Below are 19,032 nucleotides of genomic sequence, written 5' to 3'. Positions count from 1 at the left end.
CGGAGACCGCAGCGAGCTATAACTTACATTCCTGGAAAGGTCAGCGTCTGGCCGAAAGCAGTGATCGACATCCGCCAACCTCAAAACACCTAGCCGGCACCGTCTAACGACAGAATCATCAGAAGCCTCAAAGGCGACTTTCGTCGCCTGCAGCGCCGCCCAGCGACATACCCTGCCTGTTACGCTCTCGCCTGCCCAATCACCGTCGGCTCCATCGCCGTTTCATCCGCCGGCATCGGGTCGAAGCTGTCGGACCGTGCCGCACGCCACATGCGGGCGTAGAACTCTCCGGCCACATCGCCGCTGAGCAGTTCGCCTGGCTTGAGGAACACGTGCAGCTGGGAGAACAGTTTCACTTCGGTGGCGGACATACGCCGCACCAGGTGGCGGGCGGTGAGTTGCGAGGGGTGGCTCAGGCCGGCGGCGGCGAGCATTTCGGCCAGGGCATGCAAGGTGCTGCGGTGGAAGTTGTAGACGCGGGTGGCCTTGTCTTCGACCACCAGGGCGCGCTGGCGCAGTGGGTCCTGGGTGGCGACGCCGGTCGGACATTTGTTGGTATGGCAAGACTGCGACTGGATGCAGCCGATGGCGAACATGAAGCCACGGGCAGCATTACCCCAGTCTGCGCCGATGGCCAGGACACTGGCGATATCGAAAGCGCTGATGATCTTGCCACTGGCGCCCAGCTTGATCTTGTCGCGCAGGTTGATGCCCACCAGAGTGTTGTGCACGAACAACAGGCCCTCGCGCATCGGTACACCAAGGTGGTCGGTGAACTCCACCGGTGCCGCACCGGTGCCACCTTCCGCACCATCGATGACGATGAAGTCAGGCAGTATCCCGGTTTCCAGCATGGCTTTGGCGATGCCCATGAATTCCCACGGGTGGCCCAGGCACAGCTTGAACCCGACCGGCTTGCCGCCGGACAACTCGCGCAGCTGGGCGATGAAGTGCATCAGTCCCAGGGGTGTGGAGAAGGCGCTGTGGCTGGAAGGCGAGATGCAATCTTCGCCCATCGGCACGCCACGGGTGCTGGCGATTTCCTGGGTGACCTTGTGCTTGGGCAGGATACCGCCATGGCCGGGTTTGGCACCCTGGCTGAGCTTGATCTCGATCATCTTCACCTGCGGGTCGCTGGCCTGCCGAGCGAACTTCTGGGCGTCGAAATGACCGTCGTCGGTGCGACAGCCGAAATAGCCGCTACCCAGCTCCCAGACCAGGTCCCCGCCATGCTCCCGGTGGTAAGGGCTGATGCTGCCCTCCCCCGTGTCGTGAGAGAACTGGCCCAGTTTGGCGCCCTTGTTCAGGGCGCGGATGGCGTTGGCGCTAAGCGAACCGAAGCTCATCGCCGAGATGTTGAACACCGAAGCCGAGTAGGGTTGCGTGCATTGCGGCCCTCCGATCTCTACCCGAAAGCTGGCCGGGTCCGACAGCGGCGCGGGGCGCATGGAGTGGCTGATGAACTCGTAGCCGGTCTGGTAGACGTTCATCAAGGTGCCGAACGGCTTGTCCGAAGGCTCGTTCTTGGCTCGGGAATACACCAGGGCGCGCTGGGCTCGGGAAAAGGGCAAGGCTTCACCGTCGGCTTCCAGCAAGTACTGGCGAATTTCCGGGCGAATGCCTTCGATCAGGTAGCGAATGTTGCCCAGAATGGGGTAGTTGCGGCGCACGGCATGGCGCGATTGCAGCAGGTCGAAAACACCCAGCAGGCTGAGCAGCCCGAACACCAGGGTCAATGGCCATAGCCATTCATGCTGATGGGCGAATGGCAGGGTTGCCAGGGTGAACAGCACGCAGCCAACGAAGAACGCGTAGCGACTCAGCAGGGACAAGCTCATGAGATTTCCTTATGGCATGGCACGGTAAGATCACCATACCAAGATTCGCCGGGTGTTGATGTGCGGCTGTTTCGATATGGCGAGTCTTGGTCGGTTTCAGACCTGAGTGCAATAGCGGTCAGCTAGACCGGATAGGAGCGGCTTCAGCCGCGAAGCGACCGCAAGCTCACAACAGATGCACTGAATTTCCTGGCGCTTTCGCGGCTAAAGCCGCTCCCACCGGGCCACATTCCGCTTAAGCGAACAGTATTGCGGTTAAAACCAATACTGATCTTTTAGATCAGAGGAATCTGGTCTGGCGTCGCTTTTGCTTTTCAAGCACAGAACTTACAGACGCCGCCGAACGCGACTTCGGCGCAGGCCGGAAGGAGGGAAGTCTGCCCGCAGGGCAGACCCAAGCCAGGAGCAATGGCTTTTGGTTACTTTTGGCGCGCAGGGCACCTGGAAACCAAAAGTAACCCGCCGTAAAGGCGGAAAGGTGACTCAAGGGCACTGATGCAGCGACGGGTGTACCCGGTCCAGATAGCCTTCCATTCGCGAACACGCTCTCCAACAAAAGCAGTCAAGCGCCCAACTGACGCGCCTGGGCCGAGGTATAAGGGCCGGCCTGCTGCGCAAGCGGCCGTTATTTCAACTGCAGGCCCTCCAGCAACGCCTTGTGGAAGCGCTCGGGCTCTTCCATCTGCGGCGCGTGACCCAGGCCCTTGAACTCGACCAGCTCGGCACCCGGAATGCGCTTGGCGGTGTCCTTGCCCAATTGCGCGTACTGGCCGATGCGTTCCTTGACCTCAGGCGGGGCGATGTCGCTGCCAATGGCGGTGGTGTCGCGGTCGCCGATCATCAGCAGGGTCGGCACCTTGAGGTTGGGGAACTCGTAGAACACCGGCTGGGTGAAGATCATGTCGTAGATCAACGCCGAATTCCACGCCACGGCCTGCTTGCCGGGGCCGTTGAACAGGCCGGCGAGCATGTTCACCCACTGGTCGTACTCGGGCTTCCAGCGCCCATCGTAATAGGTCTTCTGTTCATACTGGCGGATGCCCTCGGCGCTCACCTTCAGCTCCCGCTGGTACCACTGGTCAACGCTGCGGTACGGTACGCCTTCGGCTTTCCAGTCCTCCAGGCCGATGGGGTTGACCATCACCAACTTGTCAGTCTGCTGCGGGTACATCAGGGCGAAACGGGTGGCGAGCATGCCGCCGGTGGAATGACCGACCAGCGACACCTTGTCGACGCCCAGGCTGTCGAGCAGCGCATGGGTGTTGAGCGCCAGCTGCTGGAAGCTGTACTGGTAATGCGCGGGCTTGCTGGAGGTGCAGAAACCGATCTGGTCCGGGGCAATGACCCGGTAGCCGGCTTCGCTGAGGGTCTTGATGGTCGCCACCCAGGTGGCGCCACAGAAGTTCTTGCCGTGCATCAGCACTGCCGTGCGCCCGTTGGCCTTGCCGTTGGGTGCGACGTCCATGTAGCCCATTTCCAGTTTCTGGTTCTGCGACTCGAAGGCGAACGACTTGAGCGGATAGGGATAGGCAAAGCCCTCCAGACGCTCGCCGTAGCTCGGCGTGGCGGCCTGGGCCAGGCCCGGCAAGGCGATGGACAATGCCAGGGTGGCGATCTTTGCAACCTGCATGCGAATAGCTCCTTTTCCTTGTTGGGGTCGGCGCGAAGCCTCGTGCCAGAGCGACGGCAGCGCTGAGCCGAGCCAGGCAGCGTACCGAACACAGACCACCGAAGCGCACGACAATTACGCTCGCAAGGTGAAAATGCATTGCAAAAAGTTTTGGCGGGCGACGGCAACAGGCTGGACGCCGGGTGATGGCACTTTTTAGACTGGCGCCCATCGGCCGGCACCTGGGGGCCGGAATCAAGGAATTTGCCGATGAATCGTAACGAGCTGCGCAAGGCGGACATCAACCTGATGGTGGTGTTCGAGACCCTGATGCAGGAACGCAACGTCACCCGAGCGGCGGAAAAGCTGTTTCTCGGCCAGCCGACCATCAGTGCAGCGCTGAACCGGCTGCGCAATCTGCTCGACGATCCACTGTTCGTGCGCGTGGGGCATCGCATGGAACCCACGGCGCGGGCCCACGAGATTCTCCGCCACCTGACCCCGGCCCTGGACGCGATGTCCACCGCGCTGAGCCTGACCCGCGAGTTCGACCCGGCGGTGAGCACCCTGACCTTCCGTATCGGGCTGTCCGACGACGTGGAGTTCAGCCTGCTGCCGGCCATGATGCGCGCCCTGCGCGAGGAGGCGCCGGGTATCGTGCTGGTGGTCAAGCATGCCGATTACTGGAATATCTCCGACCTGCTGATGTCCGGGGAAATCACCGTGGGCGTGTGCCTGACCCGCGACCTGCCAGCCAACGCCAAGCGCAAGCGCCTGCGCAACTGCCAGCCACGGGTGGTGCGCGCCGACGCCGCGCAAACACCGATGACCCTCGACGAATACTGCTCGCGCCCGCACGTGGTGGTGTCCCACGTGGCCAGCGTCAGCAGCTTCGCCGATGAATGGCTGGAGGCCATCGGCCGCAAGCGCCAGGTGGTGATGTCGATACCACGCTTCACCTCCCTGCCTGCACTGCTGGCCGGCACCGACCTGATCGCCAACCTCTCGGACTACGCCGCCGAGGCCATGAGCCGCATGGGCTTGCTCAAGGACGAACCCCTGCCCTTCGAGACACCCGGGCTGGACCTGTCGATGACCTGGTTGAGCGTGATGGACAGCGACCCGGCCGAGCGTTGGCTGCGCGAGCGGATCGAGGCGTTCATGGGTGAACAGCGAGACAAACCCTGACGGGAGACCGCGGCCCAGACCGAACCACCCGATCCTGACCTGAGCCGGCCCCACCCGAATGTTGCTGGCCGCACCTTTTGCGCAGGCGAAAAAAAACGGGAGCCACCTGGGTGGCTCCCGTCATGCTCCTGCCAAGTGGCGGCAATCAGCCGAAACGACCGGTGATGTAGTCTTCGGTCTGGCTCTTCGACGGCTTGGTGAACATGGTGTCGGTATCGCCGTGCTCGATCAGCTCACCCAGGAACATGAACGCGGTGTAGTCCGAGCAGCGCGCGGCCTGTTGCATGTTGTGGGTCACGATGATCACGGTGAACTGCTCCTTCAGCTCGGTGATCAGTTGCTCGATCCGGCCGGTGGAGATCGGGTCGAGGGCCGAGGTCGGCTCGTCGAGCAGCAGCACCTGCGGGCGCAGGGCGATGGTGCGGGCGATGCACAGACGCTGCTGCTGACCGCCGGACAGGCCGGTGGCGCTCTGCTTGAGCTTGTCTTTCACTTCGTCCCACAGCGCGGCACCGCGCAGGGCCTGCTCGACACGCTCTTCCATCTCGCGGCGCGAGAGCTTTTCGTGGTGGCGGATGGCGTAGGCGATGTTGTCGTAGATCGACATCGGGAACGGCACCGGCTTCTGGAACACCATGCCCACGTGGCTGCGCAGGCGGTTCATCGAGTAGCCCGAATCCAGGATGTTCTCGCCATTGAGCAGCACTTCGCCACGCGCTTCCTGCTTGGGATACATCGAGTAGATGCGGTTGAACACGCGCAGCAGAGTCGACTTGCCGCAGCCGGACGGCCCGATGATCGAAGTGATGCGCTTCTCGGGAATCAGCATGTCGATCGACTTCAGCGAGCAATGGCTGTTGTAGAAGAACTCCAGGCCACGGACCTGAATCTTGATTTTTTCGTTCGCGAGAGAAAGGTTGTTCATCAGGACGCCTTATTGCGCAGAAGAATTAAGCGAGACATCAGGCTCAGCAGCAGTACGAACAGCGTCATGACCAGGGCGCCGGCCCAGGCCAGGGCGTGCCAGTCTTCGAACGGGCTCATGGCGTACTGGAAGACCACCACCGGAACGCTGGCGATCGGCTTGAGCAGGTCGCTGCTCCAGAACTGGTTGCCGAATGCGGTGAACAGCAGCGGCGCGGTTTCACCGGTGATGCGCGCCAGGGCCAGCAGGATGCCGGTGACGATACCGGCCTTGGCCGCACGCAGGACGATCTGCATGGTCAGCTTCCACTGCGGCACACCCAGGGCCAGGGCCGCCTCACGCATGGTGGTGGGCTGCAGCTGCATCATTTCATCGGTGGTGCGCACCACGACCGGGATCACCAGCAGCGCCAGGGCAATGGCACCGGCGATGGCCGAGAAGCCGATGGTGTGGCCACTTACGGCGTTCAGCGGCAGGATCACCACGGTGTAGACGAACAGGCCGAGGACGATGGACGGTGCCGAGAGCAGGATGTCGTTGATGAAGCGCACCGCGTTGCCCAGCTTGGAGTAGCGGGCGAACTCGGCGAGCCAGACACCGGCCATCAGACCGATCGGGGTGCCGATCAACAGGCCGATCAGCGACATCAGGATGCTGCCGTAGAAGGCGTTGGCCAGGCCGCCCTGGGCGCCGGGTGGCGGAGTGATGCCGGTGAACAGGTCGAGGTTCAGGGCACTGACACCCTCGACTATGGTGGTCAGCAGGATCCACACCAGCCACAGCAGGCCGAATGCCGTGGCAGCGCAGCTGAGCACCATGGCGATGTTGTTTTTCAGCGCGCGAACCCGGTACAGGTTGGCGTTGGCTTTCACGTCGCTCATAGGCCCTCCTTGCGCGACAGGCGGGACAGCATCAGGCGGGCCAGGGCCAGCACGATGAAGGTCACGACGAACAGCAGGAAGCCCAGGGCGATCAGCGCCGAACGGTGCAGGTCGGTGTAGGACTCGTTGAATTCGTTGGCGATCACCGAGGCGATCGAGCTGCTTGGCATCATCAGCGACGGCGAGAACTGGATGGCGTTACCCAGTACGAAGGTCACCGCCATGGTCTCGCCCAGGGCACGGCCCAGGCCGAGGAAGATACCGCCGACCACCGCCGAACGGGTGTACGGCAGGACGATGTCCCAGACCACTTCCCAGGTCGTACCGCCCAGCGCGTAGGCCGACTCCTTGAGGGTCGTCGGTACGGTGCGGAAAACTTCCTGCATCACCGAGGTGATGAACGGGATGATCATGATCGCCAACACGATACCGGCAGTCAGCATGCCGATACCCAGCGGCGCGCCCTGGAACAGCACACCTACGAACGGCAGGCTGCCGAGGTGCTCGGTGATCCATGGCGAAATGTGTGCGGCCATGAACGGGCCGAAGACGAACAGGCCCCACATGCCGTAGATGATCGAAGGAATGCCAGCCAGCAGCTCGATGGCCGAGGAAATGGGCATGCGCAACCATGGCGGCGCGACTTCGGTCAGAAAGATGGCGATGCCGAAACTCACCGGTACGGCGATCAGCAAGGCCAGAAAGGAGGTCACCAGCGTGCCGTAGATAGGCACCAGGGCGCCGAATTTGCCTTCGTTGACGTTCCAGTCGGTGCTGGTCAGAAAGCCGAAACCGAAGGTTTCGAAGGCCAGTTTTCCACCCCACAGAGTAGATGCCGCGATACAGCCCAGCAGTATCAGCACCAGCATCCCCGAGGCCTGCAGGACGCGCCGGAACCACACATCGTGACGATGATCCCGTTGGGCGCGCTTTTCGCTGTCGGAATCGGCAGCGCTCAGCTCGGCGGACAGATATTGGGTGTTTTCAGTCATGTTCGATCCACTCGCAAGGGAAAGCCCCCGCCACCGGCCTGCCTGGCTGATGACGGGGGTGAGCTACAGGCTTGAAACGCTGTTACTTGAACTCAGCTTTCCAGTAGGTCTCTACGCGGTCGACCAGCGACTTCGGCAGAGCTACGTATTCCAGCGATTCGGCCTGCGACTGGCCGTTTTCCAGGGACCACTTGAAGAAGTCGAAAGCTGCCTTGCTCTTCTCTTCGTTCTTGGGTTGCTTGTACATGATGATCCAGGTGGTGGCGGTGATTGGCCACGCAGCCTCGCCCGGAGCATTGGTCATGATCAGGTTGAAGTCCTTGGCGCTCGCCCAGTCGGCGGTGTCGGCAGCGGCGGCGAAGGCCTTGGCGGTCGGCTCGATGAACTTGCCGGCGGCGTTCTTCAGTTGGGTGTAGGCCAGCTTGTTGGTGGTCGCGTAGGAATGCTCGACGTAGCCGATCGAACCCTTGATCTGCTTCACGTAGGCCGATACACCTTCGTTACCCTTGCCGCCCACGCCCACTGGCCATTGAACGGTAGAGCCGAACTTCAGCTTCTCGTTGAACTCGGGGCTGACCTTGCTCAGGTAGTTGGTGAAGTTGTAGGTGGTGCCCGAACCGTCGGAGCGACGAACCACGGTGATGTCGGTGGCTGGCAGGCTCAGGCCTGGGTTCAGCGCAACCAGTGCCGGGTCGTTCCACTTCTTGATTTCACCCAGGAAGATCTTGGCCAGTACCGGACCGTCGAGCTTCAGCTTGCCGCTTTCCACGCCTTCGAGGTTGACGATCGGCACGATACCGCCGATCACGCTCGGGAACTGACCCAGGCCGCCGGCCTGCAGGTCTTCGGCCGACATCGGAGCGTCGGAAGCGCCGAAATCAACGGTGCCTGCCTTGATCTGAGCGATACCACCGCCCGAACCGATCGACTGGTAGTTGATGCGGTTCGGCGAGTTCTTGCTGTAGTCCTGGGACCACTTGGAAATCACCGGGAAAACGAAACTCGAACCCGCGCCCGTTACGTCGGTCGCATGGGCCATGCCGCTCAGGCACAGCGAAGCGAGCAGGACAGACAAGCGTTTTTTAGTCAGCAGTGTCACGGGAATACCTCGATCCAGGAGAAATTGTGGGGTGGTCCACTTGAGAAGGCCCGAGGCGGATTTAAAACCGGAAATGTTTCTGTTTAATGACAAACACTCGAAAGCGCCCTCCCGCGAGACGCTTTCGCGGGTTTTCCGGGGCTGGAAAAAACCTGACAAAGCCTTTCTGGCTCCCGGTTTACGGGCGCTTCGCTGACACAACGCAGGCTGATATCAAAGCGCCAATATCTATGGATGGCAGCCCGCCACCTCTGTAGCAGAACTGTCAAAAACCGAGGTTTCGCGCCGTCTGACATTTCATAGTCATGACCCTTTCATGACCAATTGACGACACACATTGAGGGGAAATTTTGGGGTGGTATTGAACCGAGCGGCTCGACGTAGCACCGTTCGTCGGCGAGCATGGCACCTAAGCATCATCGCTCATGACCAATCCATGTATGCCTCATTCACAGGAGTAATCAGCATGCGCACGACCCGACTGACCGCACTCGCCCTCGCTGGCCTGCTCACCGCCGTCTCCGGCGCCGCCATGGCCGGCTCCACCGGGCCTACCAACCCGGTCAACCCGAACGCCACCAAGCTGCCTGGCACTGATGGCACGCCGACCACTGACCGTAATACCTCCAACACCCAAGGCACCAAGACCCAGCCTCGCGAAAGTGGCACCGATGTCCAGCATGGCAAGGTTCCGGGCAAGACCACCCATGACGGTCACAACAACATGAACCACGATAAGACCCAGACCACCACGCCTTCCGGCAAGCCTGTGGTCAACTGATCCGCGATGCCGGGCAGCCCCCCCTGCCCGGCCGCCCGGCAGGCCTCCGCACCAGTGGTCGCCTGCCCTTGCCTTCCATCTCCCGCCCGCGCACGCCTGCCGCTCTCCGAGACCCAATGTGGACCATCCATCCCCTGGGAGCAGCGATCATGATCCGTAACAGCACCTTGGCCCTGGCCCTGATTCTGGCCTTGGCCGGCAACACTGCGCTGGCCGTCGACACCGACCCGACCCAACCCCCCACCGGCCGCGGCAGCACCATGGGCAGCGACGGCAGCACCCAGCCGGATGTCGACCAGACCCGCCCTGGCCAAGGCAATGACACCCCCGGCATGCCGCCGTCGACCACCGACCGGGACGACGCGGCAAACGGAAGGCCGGACGGCAAGATGCATGACAAGGGAATGGGCGAAGGCAAGCGTGGCAACTGGTCGCGCGAGCGCGACGTCGATGACTGAGCCGCCATGCAGCGGGCAACGGCAGCGGGCAACGGCTCAGGCGCTTTGCGCCAGGTTCTGGTCGCTGCTGGCCCATTGCACGTAACAGACCTCCACGGGCATGCCGTGCTCGGCGCAGAAGGCCAGCCAGCGCAGTTGGTTGTCCTGCAGGCGGTCTCCAGGGCCCTTGACCTCGATCATCCGGTAGCGGCGTTGCGCCGGGTAGAACTGAATGAGGTCTGGCATGCCGGTGCGGTTGGCCTTGATGTCCTGCAGCAGGCGCATGAACCAGCGGCGCAGATGCTCCGCCGGCAGGCAGGCCAGGGCCAGTTCCAGGCGCTCGGGCGGCAAGGCGTTCCAGAACACGAAGGGTGACTGCAGGCCGTACTTGGCGGCGTAGCGTTCCCGAATCAGCGCTTGCCAGCTGCCATCATCAAGGTGCGCCAGGCAGGCGTCGAACAATGGCTTGCGTCGGGTATGGAAGTCGGGGCTGTGCAGGTCGCTGGGCCCGGTATGGAAAGGATGAAAGAACGCGCCCGGTAACGGCGCGAAGATCGCCGGCCAGCACAACAGGCCGAACAGCGAATTGACCAGGGTGTTCTCCACGTAATGGGTCTCGCTGCCTTCTTCGGCCAGATGCAGGCTGACCAGCTGTTCGACACTCAGGCCCGGTTCGGGCTGCAGGCACAGGTCGATGCGCTGCGGCGCCGCCACGCGGCCCCGACGCTCGGTCGCCAGCCCCAGTTGGCGCTGCAGGCGTGGCAGTACCCGCTGCAGGTGCTGCACTTCGGCATCGCTTTCCGGCAGGCTGCGTGCCTCTTGCAAGAGCGCCATGGCCGCGGCGTAGTCGGTACTGCGCTCCAGTACCCGGACACGCCGCGAACGGGCGCCGGGGTAACCGCAGTCGCGATACACCTGCAGGGCCAGCGGCCAGTCCTGCTGGCGTTCGGCCTGCTGGCCGATGAGAAACAGCAACTTGCCCCGGCGCATGCGCAGCCAGGGGTTGTCGGTCGTGACGTTCAGGGCCGTGGCGGCCAGCTCAGCCAGCTCGGCACCCGCCTCAAGCGCTTTGCGGCAGGCATGCAGGCACACGCAGGCGTCGATGTCGGCGCGGCTGACAATGGCGCGTGAGTCGACGGCGAACTCCACGCTTTCGTAACGGTAGATGCCCAGGTCGGCAAGCACGAACTCCGACCACTCCTGGTGCAGGTTGCCGAAGTACAGCAGCCGTAAGCGGTCGCACAGTTCCATCACCCGCAGGGCCAGCACCTGCTCTTCGAGGTCGGGGTGCCAGGCGCGCAGCGGCCGAGCTTCGGCGAACGCCGGCAGCAGGCGCTCGTACCACTGCGGCTTGCGTTCGCTCGCCTTGATGCCATGGGCCTTGAAGCACTGCAGCAGTTCGTCCTTGCGCAGCACCTGGAACAGCGCGTCGAGGTCCAAGGCCGGGCAATCGTCGACCCAGCCCAGCGCCACCAACGGTTGCACGGCCAGTCGCGCATCACCCAGCTCGGCGTAGCTGAGCTTGCTGATGCGGAACAGGCTGCCCTTGCGCATCACCATGCGTACCAGCAAGCCTTGGGCCGGCGTCGGCAGTGCACAAAAGTCGTGGATGAACTGCCGCTCTTTGGTATCGAGCAGGTCGTCGTAGCGCTGGCTGATCCAGGCCAGCACCTGGTGGAAATTGACCAGGTAGTAGAGCGGATTGTCGAGCGGTGGAGGAGTCACGGGAGGCGCCGGGCGAATCGAAGACCCGGCAAGGATACTGGCTATCCGTACAGATTGCAGCCGCTGGCCGTCCAGCCCGATCAGTGGCGGTCGTCAGGCCGACCTGCCATGCTGTGCCCTGCACTGCCACGAGGAACGCCATCATGCCTGCACCGCTGATCTACCTGGCCGGTTTCGATGTGTTTCGCGCCAATGCCATCGAGCACGGCCGCTACCTCAAGGACCTGTGCGCCGCGCACGGCATGCAGGGTCTGTATCCATTCGATAACCAGGTGGAACCGGGACTGCCGCCCGGCGAGACGGCGCGGCTGATCTGCCAGCAGAATATCGGCATGCTGCAGCGCTGCACGGCGGTGCTGGCCAACCTCAACGCCTTTCGTGGTCTGGAACCGGACTCCGGCACCGCTTTCGAGGTGGGCATGGCGGTGGCCCTGGAAAAACCGGTGTGGGCCTACTGCAAGCCGCTGGTGCCGCTGCGCGAGCAAGTGCCGCACGATGAGCAGGGCTTAGACGCGCAGGGGTTCGAGGTGGAGAATTTCGGCCTGCCGCGCAACCTGATGCTGGCCTGTAGCTGGGCCGGGGTCAGCTCCAGCGTAGAGCTGGCCGCCGAGGCACTGGCCCGCTACCTGGCACGTAACGGCGCACTCAGTTGAGCGAGGCGGAACCGATGTCGCCGGTATAACCGGGGTCGAGCTTGTCGGCGTCGGCGAAGTCGTCCAGGCCCAGCAAGTCAGGGTCCAGGTAGACTTCGGCTTCCGGGTCTTCATCGGCGTCGGCGTCGTTGAGCGGCGAGCGGTCGCCGCCGAAATGCAGCTCGAAGCGGATCAAGGCCGGGTTCAAAAACGGGCTATCCATGGCGAGGTCAGCGTGATGCATCTTGATCGTGCTCCTGTCTGAAACGTTTCAAGCGGTTGTTATAACAGCAAAATCCCCTTTTGTGCGGCGCGCGGTGGGGCGCACTCAAGACCAGCTCAAGAAATCCCGGCCATGATCGCGCAGCATTGCCAGCATGTCCTGGGCGGCCGGGGACTGATAAGCCCCCTTGCGCACCGTGACGCCGACGGTGCGCTTCATGGTCACTTCGGGCACCGGCACCACGCGCAGGTGTTTCATGCTCTGGCCGAACTCCACGCTTTCCCGGGCGATGAAACTCAGCAGGTTGCTCTGGGCGATCAGGCCCGGCAGCAGGGAAATCGAGTTGGCCTCGATCTGCACCACCGGCAACGGCAAGCTGTGGGCGGCGAAGGTCGCATCCAGCCATTTGCGTGACGACACACCGATCGGCGGCAGCACCCAGCGGTAATCGCACAGGTCGCGCATCTGCAGGGCGCTGTCGAACACCGGGTGATGCTCACTGGCGATCACCACCAGTTCGTCGTCGAACAACGGGAAACTGCTGAACTGCTCACTGTCGGGGATCAGCGAACAGATGATCATGTCGACCTGCCCCTGGTTGAGCGCCTCGCGCTGCAGGTCGTCCTGGCCGATCACCAGCTTGAAGGTCAGATCGGGAGCGCGCTGCATCAGCGCCTGGGTCAGCTTGGGCAGCAGGTGCTCGGCCATGGTCGCCGCGCACCCCAGGCGGATGTTGCCCACCAGCCCGCTGGCGAAGTCGCGCACCTCGCGCTGGGTCTGCGCGATGCTCTGCTGCAGCTCCTTGCCGCGCGCCTTGAGCAGTTCACCCACCGGGGTGAGCTTGATGCGTCGACCGTCGCGCTGGAACAGCCGGGTGCCGAACGACTCTTCCAGACGCTGGATGCTCTTGGTCAGGGCCGGCTGGCTGCGATTGAGCTTTTGCGCCGCGCGCCCCAAGTGGCCCAGCTCGGCGATGGTTTCGAAATAGGTGAGGTCGCGCAGGTCCATAATCGATCAACATTAGTTATTGATTCATGATTATTAGAAAATAGACTTGATGATTTCAAGCCCGGATAATTCCCTCATGCGAACCGTCATCAAGGCTTCGCGTCACTCGCCTGGGAGAATTGCCTTGCCGCGCGCTTTACCACTCGCTTCGACCCCCTTCCCCGCTCTGGCCCAATGGGCCTGTCTGATTCTCTGCGCCGGCCTGGCCGGCCAACTGTTCAGCGCCCTGCACCTGCCTGCCGCGCTATTTCTCGGCCCCATGCTGGTGGCCATCGCCTTTGGCGTCGCCGGTGCCACCATTCGCTTGCCGAAGATCCTCTTTCAACTGGGCCAAGGCACGGTCGGCCTGATGATCGCCCACGCCATGAGCCTGAGTGTATTGCTCATGGCCTTGCAGGAATGGCACGTCATGCTGCTGGGTACCGTGTTGACCGTGATGCTGAGCGCCCTGGTCGGCGTGGTTCTGGTGCGCTACGCCGGCATTCCCAGCCACACTGCGGCCTTGGGCACCTCGCCTGGCGCAGCATCGGCGATGGTGGGCATGGCCGAAGACTACGGCGCAGACCCCCGCGTGGTGGCCACCATGCAGTACGTGCGAGTCGTGCTGGTGGTGATGTTCGGCGCGCTGGTCAGCCACTGGCTGGGGGCTTCGGTGGGCGGTGCCACGGGGCATGCCAGCACCAGCCACGCGGCCAGCCTGGACCTGAGCAACGTGGGCCTCAGTCTTGCGGTCATCGGTACCGGTGTGTTTTTGGGCTTGCGCCTGCCCGCCGGGGCCCTGCTGGTGCCGCTGCTGCTGGGCACGGTGTTGCAGCTGTCCGGCGTGCTGGAAATCAGTCTGCCGAGCTGGCTGATCCCCTTCGCCTACGGCGCGGTGGGCTGCTACGTGGGTCTGCGCTTCGACCGCCAGACCGTGCTGTATGTCTGGCGGCACTTGCCGATGATGGCCCTGGCTTCGCTGCTGCTGATCCTGATGTGCGCGGTTTCGGCCTGGCTGATCTCGCTGGCAATGGACAAGGACTACCTGTCGGTGTACCTGGCCACCAGCCCTGGCGGCCTGGACAGTATGGCGATCATCGCCATCGACACCCATTCCGATGTCGGCTTCGTCCTGGCCATGCAGACCCTGCGCCTGTTTGGCGTGATTTTCACCGGGAGCTTCCTGGCCCGCCAGGTGATGCGCTGGAGCGAGAAGCGCAGCTGATGCCCTCGCCTTGCCAGCCTGTGCGCGGCGGCAGCCAGTAACGTTCAATTGCCGTTGGCGAGCTTGCCCGCGATGGCTGTGTCACGCCCACGGCAGATGCATGGGCATGCCTGGCCTGTTCGCGAGCAGGCTCGCCAACACAACCGTTCCCGCCCAAAGCATCAGTGCACCGCGCCCTGTTGCGCCAGCGCCGTGGCCAAGCTGGGCGCCAGGGGCAGCATGGGCAACAGCACCGCCTGGTAGGCGTGGTAGAGATCCGGCTTGCCGTCCCAGATGATCCCCGCCGGCCGGTTATGCTCATCGAGTTCGTGGTGCCAGCTGCCGTGCTCCCGGTCGATCAGACGGGCTTCGCTGAACTCCCAGAAACGCCGATACCACTGCTCGAAGACTTCTTCGCCGCTGTGCTGCAACAGGGCAGCGGCAGCGGCGATGGCCTCGCAGTGGGTCCAGTGCAGGCGCTGGCGAATCACCGGGCGGCGCTGGTCGTCCAGGGTATAGACGATGCCAGGGGCGCCATCGACCTCCCAGGCATGACGACAGGCACTGTCGAACAAGTACCGGGCGTCCTTGGCCAGCCAGCCCGGCGCGTTGCAACGTACCCGCAGCAGCGCCGCTTCCAGATGCAACAGCAGGCGTGCCCATTCGAAACCGTGGCCGGGGGTGGTGCCATACGGGCGAAACGGGTCGGCGGGGTTGTCGCGGTTGTAGTCTGGCAGCGGCTCCCAACTGCGGCTGAAATGCTCGATGACCTGGAAATCGTTGGCCGCCGCCTGCTGATGGATCACCCGCTCGACGATGCGCTGGGCGCGATCCAGCCAGCGAGCGTCGCCGGTGACGTCGGCCAGAGCCAGAAATGCTTCGGTGCCGTGCATGTTGCTGTTGGCGCCGCGGTAATGCTCTTCATGCCGCCAGTCTTGGGAGAACGCCTCGCGCAGGGCGCCTTCCTCTTCGCTCCAGAAGCGCTCGAGCAACACGGCCTGCGCACGCTCCAGCAACGCCGCCGCGCCGGGGCGTCCCGCCACCGTGGCCGAGCTGGCGGCAAGGGCAACGAAAGCGTGCAGGTAAGCCTGCTTGTCGCTGCTGCCACCCTCCTCCAGCGGTGCATCGAACCAGCCATCGTGCTGCGCATCGCGCAACGGGCCTTGCAGCGCCGCCAGGCCGTGGTCGATGAGTTCAGCAAAACCGGGAATGCCCTGAATATGCGCGAGGGAGAAGCAATGCACCAGGCGAGCGGTGTTGAGGGTCTGGGCGCAGGCGCCGACCTTGAGCCGACCGTAGCCGTCCAGGTCACCGAAGCCCTGTTCCAGGCGTGCGGCCTTGGCAAAGCCAAGCAGGCGATTGGCCTCAAGGGCCAGCCACTGACGATGCGTGGGATTGTGCAGCCAACTGCTGAAGACGTGCGGGGTGAGATGCTTGTCCATGACGCTCTGGCCCTCCTCAACCGAAAGGTCAGGCTGCGGGAAGGATGCCTGACCGACCGAGCGCATCATGCGCGCGCTGGCCGGTCGGCAGCAAGGGCCAGAAATGTCACGACGGGCGTTACACTTTGAAGCGCGCCACCACCTGGCTGAGGTCGCCGGCCAGGCGCGACAGCTCGTTGCTCGAGGCGCTGATCTGATTGGCGCCCTGGGTCGACTGCATCGACAGGTCGCGGATGTTGACGATGTTGCGGTCCACTTCTCGCGCCACCTGCGCCTGCTCTTCCGCCGCACTGGCGATCACCAGGTTGCGTTCGGAGATCTGGTTGATCGACTGGGTGATTTCACTGAGCGACTCACCGGCGCCCTGGGCCATCTGCAGCGTCGACCCGGCCTGCTCGCGGCTGGCGAGCATGGAGGTCAAGGCCTGGGCCGAGCCGTTGCGCATGGCACTGACCATGGCATCGATCTCCAGGGTCGACTGCTGGGTGCGATGCGCCAGGGCACGCACTTCGTCGGCCACTACCGCGAAGCCACGGCCAGACTCGCCCGCGCGCGCCGCTTCGATGGCCGCGTTGAGGGCCAGCAGGTTGGTCTGCTCGGCGATGGCGCGGATCACATCCAGGACCTTGCCAATGTCCTGCGACTGATCGGCGAGGTTCTGCACCAGGGTGGCGGTGCTCTGCACGTTGTCGGTCAGCGACTGGATCGACTGCACCGTGTCCATCACCCGCTGCTGCCCGGCCTTGGCCGAGGCGCTGGAGTGGTTGGAGGCATCGGAAGTCGACACGGCATTGCGCGCCACCTCTTCCACCGCCGAGGTCATTTCGTTGACCGCCGTGGCCGCCTGGTCGATCTCGGCATTCTGCTGGTGCAAACCGCGATAGCTGTCTTCGGTCACCGAGTTCAGCTCGGTGGCCGCCGAGGCCAGCTGGGTGGCCGAGCTGCTGATGTGGGTCATGGCCGAGCGCAGGTTGTTCTGCATCTGCTGCAAGGCGCGCTGCAGACGGGTCACTTCGTCTTCGCCCTCGACGTGAATGGTACGCGTCAGGTCGCCCTCGGCCACATGCTCTGCCGCCCGCACGGCGCTTTCCAGCGGGCGCACGATGCTGCGCGTCAACCACAGCGCCAGGCCGATGGTGGCCAGGGCGGCGATGACCACGAATATCAGCACCACATGGCTGGAATTGTCGTATTGCGCTTCGGCCGCCATGCCTTCGGCATCGATCTGCTTGTTATAGAAATCGCTCAGGTCGGCCAGTTGCTTGCCCGAACCGTCGACGATGGTCTTCATGTCCACCAGCAACAGCTTGTTCAGGCCAGCCATGTCCTTCTGCGCGGCCAGATCGAAGGAGCGCGCCAGGCCATCACGGTACTGCGCCAGCGTGGTGCGGAACTGGTCGGCCAGGGTCTTTTCTTCCGGGGTGTCGACGAACTTGTCGAGCACCTGCATCTTGCCGTCCAGGTCTTTCAGGCGGGTGTCCATCTGGCCTTTGTAGGTGCCGACGTTGGCAGGATCCGGGTCCAGGGCCATGCGCAGCGAGATAGTGCGGATGCGCAGCATGATTTCGCGGATGTCAGCGACCACTCGCATGCTGGGTACCCAGTTGGTTTCCACCGCCACTTCACTCTGGCGAATGGTGTGCATCTGTACCAGTGCGAACCAGCCTAGCAATGCAACAAGCAGAGAAATGAGGGCAAAACCCAAGCCCGCACGGCGGGCGATGGTCATATTGCGTAGGTTCATGGCTACGACTCTTTGTTATGAGAGAGGAAACGGCGCGCAGTCGTCAGACGACATCACCGGCTTATCGGCCTCTCGTCATACATCTTGAGTCGCAAATGCCATCCGATCGATCTCCCCGTCGGCTCGCCGGGCAGACGCCAGAAACCCCGTCAGCGGCGTCGCTGAGCGGCCAACTGCCAGAACATGGCCAGATCGCGCGCCCGATCATGCAACAAGCCGGCGGCGTATCGGCAGGCATGCTCCAGCGTCATCGGCCCATCGACCAGGGCGAAGGCCGCGCTGATGCCCTGTTGATACAACTGTTCATAGCCCTCGCCCAGCGTACCGGCCAGTACCACCACGGGGACGCCTTGGCGACCCGCGAATCGCGCCACGCCCAGCGGCGTCTTGCCTCGCAGGGTCTGGGCATCGAAACGACCCTCACCGGTGATGACCAGGTCGGCCCCCTGCAGCGCGCGCTCCAGGCCGGTCAACTCGGCGACCACCTCGACACCCGCCCGAAAGCTGGCGCCCAGGAAAGCCTTGGCCGCGAAACCCATGCCACCGGCCGCACCGCTGCCGGGGCTGTCACGCAGGTCACGCTCCAGCACGGCCGCGCAGTGATCGGCGAAATGTCCCAGCGCGGCATCCAGCGCCAGCACCTGCTCGGGTGTGGCGCCCTTTTGCGGGCCGAAAATGTGTGAGGCGCCTTGCGGACCACACAGCGGATTGTCGACGTCGGCGGCAATTTCAAAGCGCACCTCGGCCAGTCGCGGATCAAGCCCGGTCAGGTCCACACGCGCCAGTTGCGCCAGGGCCAATCCGCCGGGTGGCAGGGGCTCGTCGCAGGCATCGAGGAAACGCGCACCGAGCGCCGTCAGCATGCCGCTGCCAGCGTCGTTGGTGGCACTGCCGCCAATCGCCAGAATCACTCGCCTTGCTCCGGCATCCAGGGCCTGGGCAATCAGCTCGCCGGTGCCATAGGTGGTGGTCACTCGCGCGTCACGCTGTACCGTCTCCAGCAGTTGCAAGCCACTGGCGGTGGCCATCTCGATGATTGCCGTACGGTTGTCAGCCAGCCAGCCCCAGTGCGCCTCTACCGGTTGCCCCAGCGGCCCGGACACACGCGCCTGGCGCAGTTGGCCGTGGCAGGCCTCGAGGACGGATTCGATGGTGCCTTCACCGCCGTCGGCCATGGGGCAGATGCGCAGCTCGGCGTCGGGCCAGACCTCTTGCAGGCCGCTGGCGATCGCCTGGGCGACGGCCTGGGCGCTGAGGCTGTCCTTGAAAGAGTCGGGGGCAATGACGATGTTCATGAGGCAACTCCTGTTCTTGTGCCCGCATCT

17 protein-coding genes and 1 pseudogene are annotated in these 19,032 nt (G+C 63.6%); 5 read left to right on the top strand and 13 right to left on the bottom strand.

The window, feature by feature from the left end; all coding sequences use genetic code 11:
- Positions 1–179 precede the first annotated feature (179 nt).
- A complete protein-coding gene (locus RRX38_RS00910; RefSeq protein ID WP_315961117.1) occupies positions 180–1,838 on the bottom strand; it encodes an FMN-binding glutamate synthase family protein in 1,659 nt (552 codons plus the stop codon).
- Between the two features lie 625 nt (positions 1,839–2,463).
- Positions 2,464–3,468, bottom strand: a complete 1,005-nt coding sequence (locus RRX38_RS00905; protein ID WP_315961116.1) for an alpha/beta hydrolase — start codon at positions 3,466–3,468, stop codon at positions 2,464–2,466.
- Positions 3,469–3,717: 249 nt separating this feature from the next.
- Between RRX38_RS00905 and RRX38_RS00900 the strand changes: the two genes are divergently transcribed.
- The gene (locus tag RRX38_RS00900) at positions 3,718–4,635 is read left to right on the top strand and encodes a LysR substrate-binding domain-containing protein (protein WP_295477545.1); all 918 of its coding nucleotides are present in this window, start codon (positions 3,718–3,720) and stop codon (positions 4,633–4,635) included.
- Positions 4,636–4,780: 145 nt separating this feature from the next.
- Here the strand turns inward: RRX38_RS00900 and pstB are convergent, their stop codons facing one another.
- From pstB to pstS, 4 genes are all read right to left on the bottom strand, one after another.
- Positions 4,781–5,560: a phosphate ABC transporter ATP-binding protein PstB gene (pstB, locus tag RRX38_RS00895; protein ID WP_315961115.1), complete on the bottom strand. Its 780-nt coding sequence runs from the start codon at positions 5,558–5,560 to the stop codon at positions 4,781–4,783.
- The gene (gene pstA, locus RRX38_RS00890; protein ID WP_295477548.1) at positions 5,560–6,441 is read right to left on the bottom strand and encodes a phosphate ABC transporter permease PstA; all 882 of its coding nucleotides are present in this window, start codon (positions 6,439–6,441) and stop codon (positions 5,560–5,562) included. The genes pstB and pstA overlap by 1 nt, the downstream gene beginning before the upstream one ends.
- Entirely contained in the window at positions 6,438–7,433 is a 996-nt protein-coding gene (pstC, locus tag RRX38_RS00885; protein ID WP_295477550.1) for a phosphate ABC transporter permease subunit PstC, read from the bottom strand. The genes pstA and pstC overlap by 4 nt, the downstream gene beginning before the upstream one ends.
- Positions 7,434–7,515: 82 nt before the next feature.
- Positions 7,516–8,532, bottom strand: a complete 1,017-nt coding sequence (gene pstS, locus RRX38_RS00880) for a phosphate ABC transporter substrate-binding protein PstS (protein WP_295477552.1) — start codon at positions 8,530–8,532, stop codon at positions 7,516–7,518.
- A 466-nt stretch (positions 8,533–8,998) separates the two neighbouring features.
- On the opposite strand from pstS, the gene RRX38_RS00875 reads away from it, so the two are divergent.
- A complete protein-coding gene (locus RRX38_RS00875) occupies positions 8,999–9,313 on the top strand; it encodes a hypothetical protein (protein WP_295477554.1) in 315 nt (104 codons plus the stop codon).
- Between the two features lie 149 nt (positions 9,314–9,462).
- The gene (locus tag RRX38_RS00870) at positions 9,463–9,771 is read left to right on the top strand and encodes a hypothetical protein (protein ID WP_315961114.1); all 309 of its coding nucleotides are present in this window, start codon (positions 9,463–9,465) and stop codon (positions 9,769–9,771) included.
- 36 nt (positions 9,772–9,807) lie between these two features.
- Here the strand turns inward: RRX38_RS00870 and RRX38_RS00865 are convergent, their stop codons facing one another.
- Positions 9,808–11,475, bottom strand: coding sequence for a VRR-NUC domain-containing protein (locus tag RRX38_RS00865; RefSeq protein WP_315961113.1), 1,668 nt, complete (start codon positions 11,473–11,475; stop codon positions 9,808–9,810).
- A 143-nt stretch (positions 11,476–11,618) separates the two neighbouring features.
- On the opposite strand from RRX38_RS00865, the gene RRX38_RS00860 reads away from it, so the two are divergent.
- Positions 11,619–12,128 carry a nucleoside 2-deoxyribosyltransferase gene (locus RRX38_RS00860; RefSeq protein WP_295477560.1) on the top strand — a complete coding sequence of 170 codons (510 nt, stop codon included), beginning with the start codon at positions 11,619–11,621 and terminating at the stop codon, positions 12,126–12,128.
- On the opposite strand, the gene RRX38_RS00855 is transcribed toward RRX38_RS00860, so the two are convergent.
- Complete coding sequence (locus RRX38_RS00855) at positions 12,121–12,351, bottom strand: hypothetical protein (RefSeq protein WP_295477562.1); 231 nt, start codon at positions 12,349–12,351, stop codon at positions 12,121–12,123. The genes RRX38_RS00860 and RRX38_RS00855 overlap by 8 nt on opposite strands.
- 84 nt (positions 12,352–12,435) lie before the next feature.
- On the bottom strand, positions 12,436–13,338 hold the full coding sequence (locus RRX38_RS00850; protein ID WP_295477564.1) for a LysR substrate-binding domain-containing protein: 903 nt from the start codon (positions 13,336–13,338) through the stop codon (positions 12,436–12,438).
- 124 nt (positions 13,339–13,462) lie between these two features.
- Between RRX38_RS00850 and RRX38_RS00845 the strand changes: the two genes are divergently transcribed.
- On the top strand, positions 13,463–14,542 hold the full coding sequence (locus RRX38_RS00845) for an AbrB family transcriptional regulator (RefSeq protein ID WP_315961112.1): 1,080 nt from the start codon (positions 13,463–13,465) through the stop codon (positions 14,540–14,542).
- A gap of 161 nt (positions 14,543–14,703) precedes the next feature.
- Here the strand turns inward: RRX38_RS00845 and RRX38_RS00840 are convergent, their stop codons facing one another.
- The 4 genes and pseudogenes from RRX38_RS00840 to RRX38_RS00830 form a co-directional block, all read right to left on the bottom strand.
- The gene (locus RRX38_RS00840; RefSeq protein ID WP_315961111.1) at positions 14,704–15,963 is read right to left on the bottom strand and encodes an AGE family epimerase/isomerase; all 1,260 of its coding nucleotides are present in this window, start codon (positions 15,961–15,963) and stop codon (positions 14,704–14,706) included.
- Positions 15,964–16,081: 118 nt separating this feature from the next.
- A complete protein-coding gene (locus RRX38_RS24895; protein ID WP_410524885.1) occupies positions 16,082–16,921 on the bottom strand; it encodes a methyl-accepting chemotaxis protein in 840 nt (279 codons plus the stop codon).
- Between the two features lie 18 nt (positions 16,922–16,939).
- Positions 16,940–17,692: pseudogene (locus tag RRX38_RS24890) on the bottom strand (MCP four helix bundle domain-containing protein); the annotation flags it as partial.
- A 164-nt stretch (positions 17,693–17,856) separates the two neighbouring features.
- The gene (locus tag RRX38_RS00830; protein ID WP_295477572.1) at positions 17,857–19,002 is read right to left on the bottom strand and encodes a glycerate kinase; all 1,146 of its coding nucleotides are present in this window, start codon (positions 19,000–19,002) and stop codon (positions 17,857–17,859) included.
- Between the last annotated feature and the right edge of the window lie 30 nt (positions 19,003–19,032).

It is taken from the genome of Pseudomonas sp. DTU_2021_1001937_2_SI_NGA_ILE_001, from assembly GCF_032463525.1.
Classification (GTDB): Bacteria; Pseudomonadota; Gammaproteobacteria; order Pseudomonadales; family Pseudomonadaceae; genus Aquipseudomonas.
Note: the sequence above shows the minus strand (reverse complement) of the source record. Positions and strands in the feature narration are given on the sequence as shown.

Bases quoted from the DNA above. Each gene is read 5' to 3' on its own strand.
- pstA (WP_295477548.1), bottom strand. From the start codon at position 6,441: ATGAGCGACGTGAAAGCCAACGCCAACCTGTACCGGGTTCGCGCGCTG.
- pstB (WP_315961115.1), bottom strand. From the start codon at position 5,560: ATGAACAACCTTTCTCTCGCGAACGAAAAAATCAAGATTCAGGTCCGT.
- RRX38_RS00910 (WP_315961117.1), bottom strand. From the start codon at position 1,838: ATGAGCTTGTCCCTGCTGAGTCGCTACGCGTTCTTCGTTGGCTGCGTG.
- RRX38_RS00900 (WP_295477545.1), top strand. From the start codon at position 3,718: ATGAATCGTAACGAGCTGCGCAAGGCGGACATCAACCTGATGGTGGTG.
- RRX38_RS00870 (WP_315961114.1), top strand. From the start codon at position 9,463: ATGATCCGTAACAGCACCTTGGCCCTGGCCCTGATTCTGGCCTTGGCC.
- RRX38_RS00855 (WP_295477562.1), bottom strand. From the start codon at position 12,351: ATGCATCACGCTGACCTCGCCATGGATAGCCCGTTTTTGAACCCGGCC.
- RRX38_RS00860 (WP_295477560.1), top strand. From the start codon at position 11,619: ATGCCTGCACCGCTGATCTACCTGGCCGGTTTCGATGTGTTTCGCGCC.
- RRX38_RS24895 (WP_410524885.1), bottom strand. From the start codon at position 16,921: ATGACCCACATCAGCAGCTCGGCCACCCAGCTGGCCTCGGCGGCCACC.
- RRX38_RS00875 (WP_295477554.1), top strand. From the start codon at position 8,999: ATGCGCACGACCCGACTGACCGCACTCGCCCTCGCTGGCCTGCTCACC.
- pstC (WP_295477550.1), bottom strand. From the start codon at position 7,433: ATGACTGAAAACACCCAATATCTGTCCGCCGAGCTGAGCGCTGCCGAT.
- RRX38_RS00830 (WP_295477572.1), bottom strand. From the start codon at position 19,002: ATGAACATCGTCATTGCCCCCGACTCTTTCAAGGACAGCCTCAGCGCC.
- RRX38_RS00840 (WP_315961111.1), bottom strand. From the start codon at position 15,963: ATGGACAAGCATCTCACCCCGCACGTCTTCAGCAGTTGGCTGCACAAT.
- RRX38_RS00905 (WP_315961116.1), bottom strand. From the start codon at position 3,468: ATGCAGGTTGCAAAGATCGCCACCCTGGCATTGTCCATCGCCTTGCCG.
- RRX38_RS00850 (WP_295477564.1), bottom strand. From the start codon at position 13,338: ATGGACCTGCGCGACCTCACCTATTTCGAAACCATCGCCGAGCTGGGC.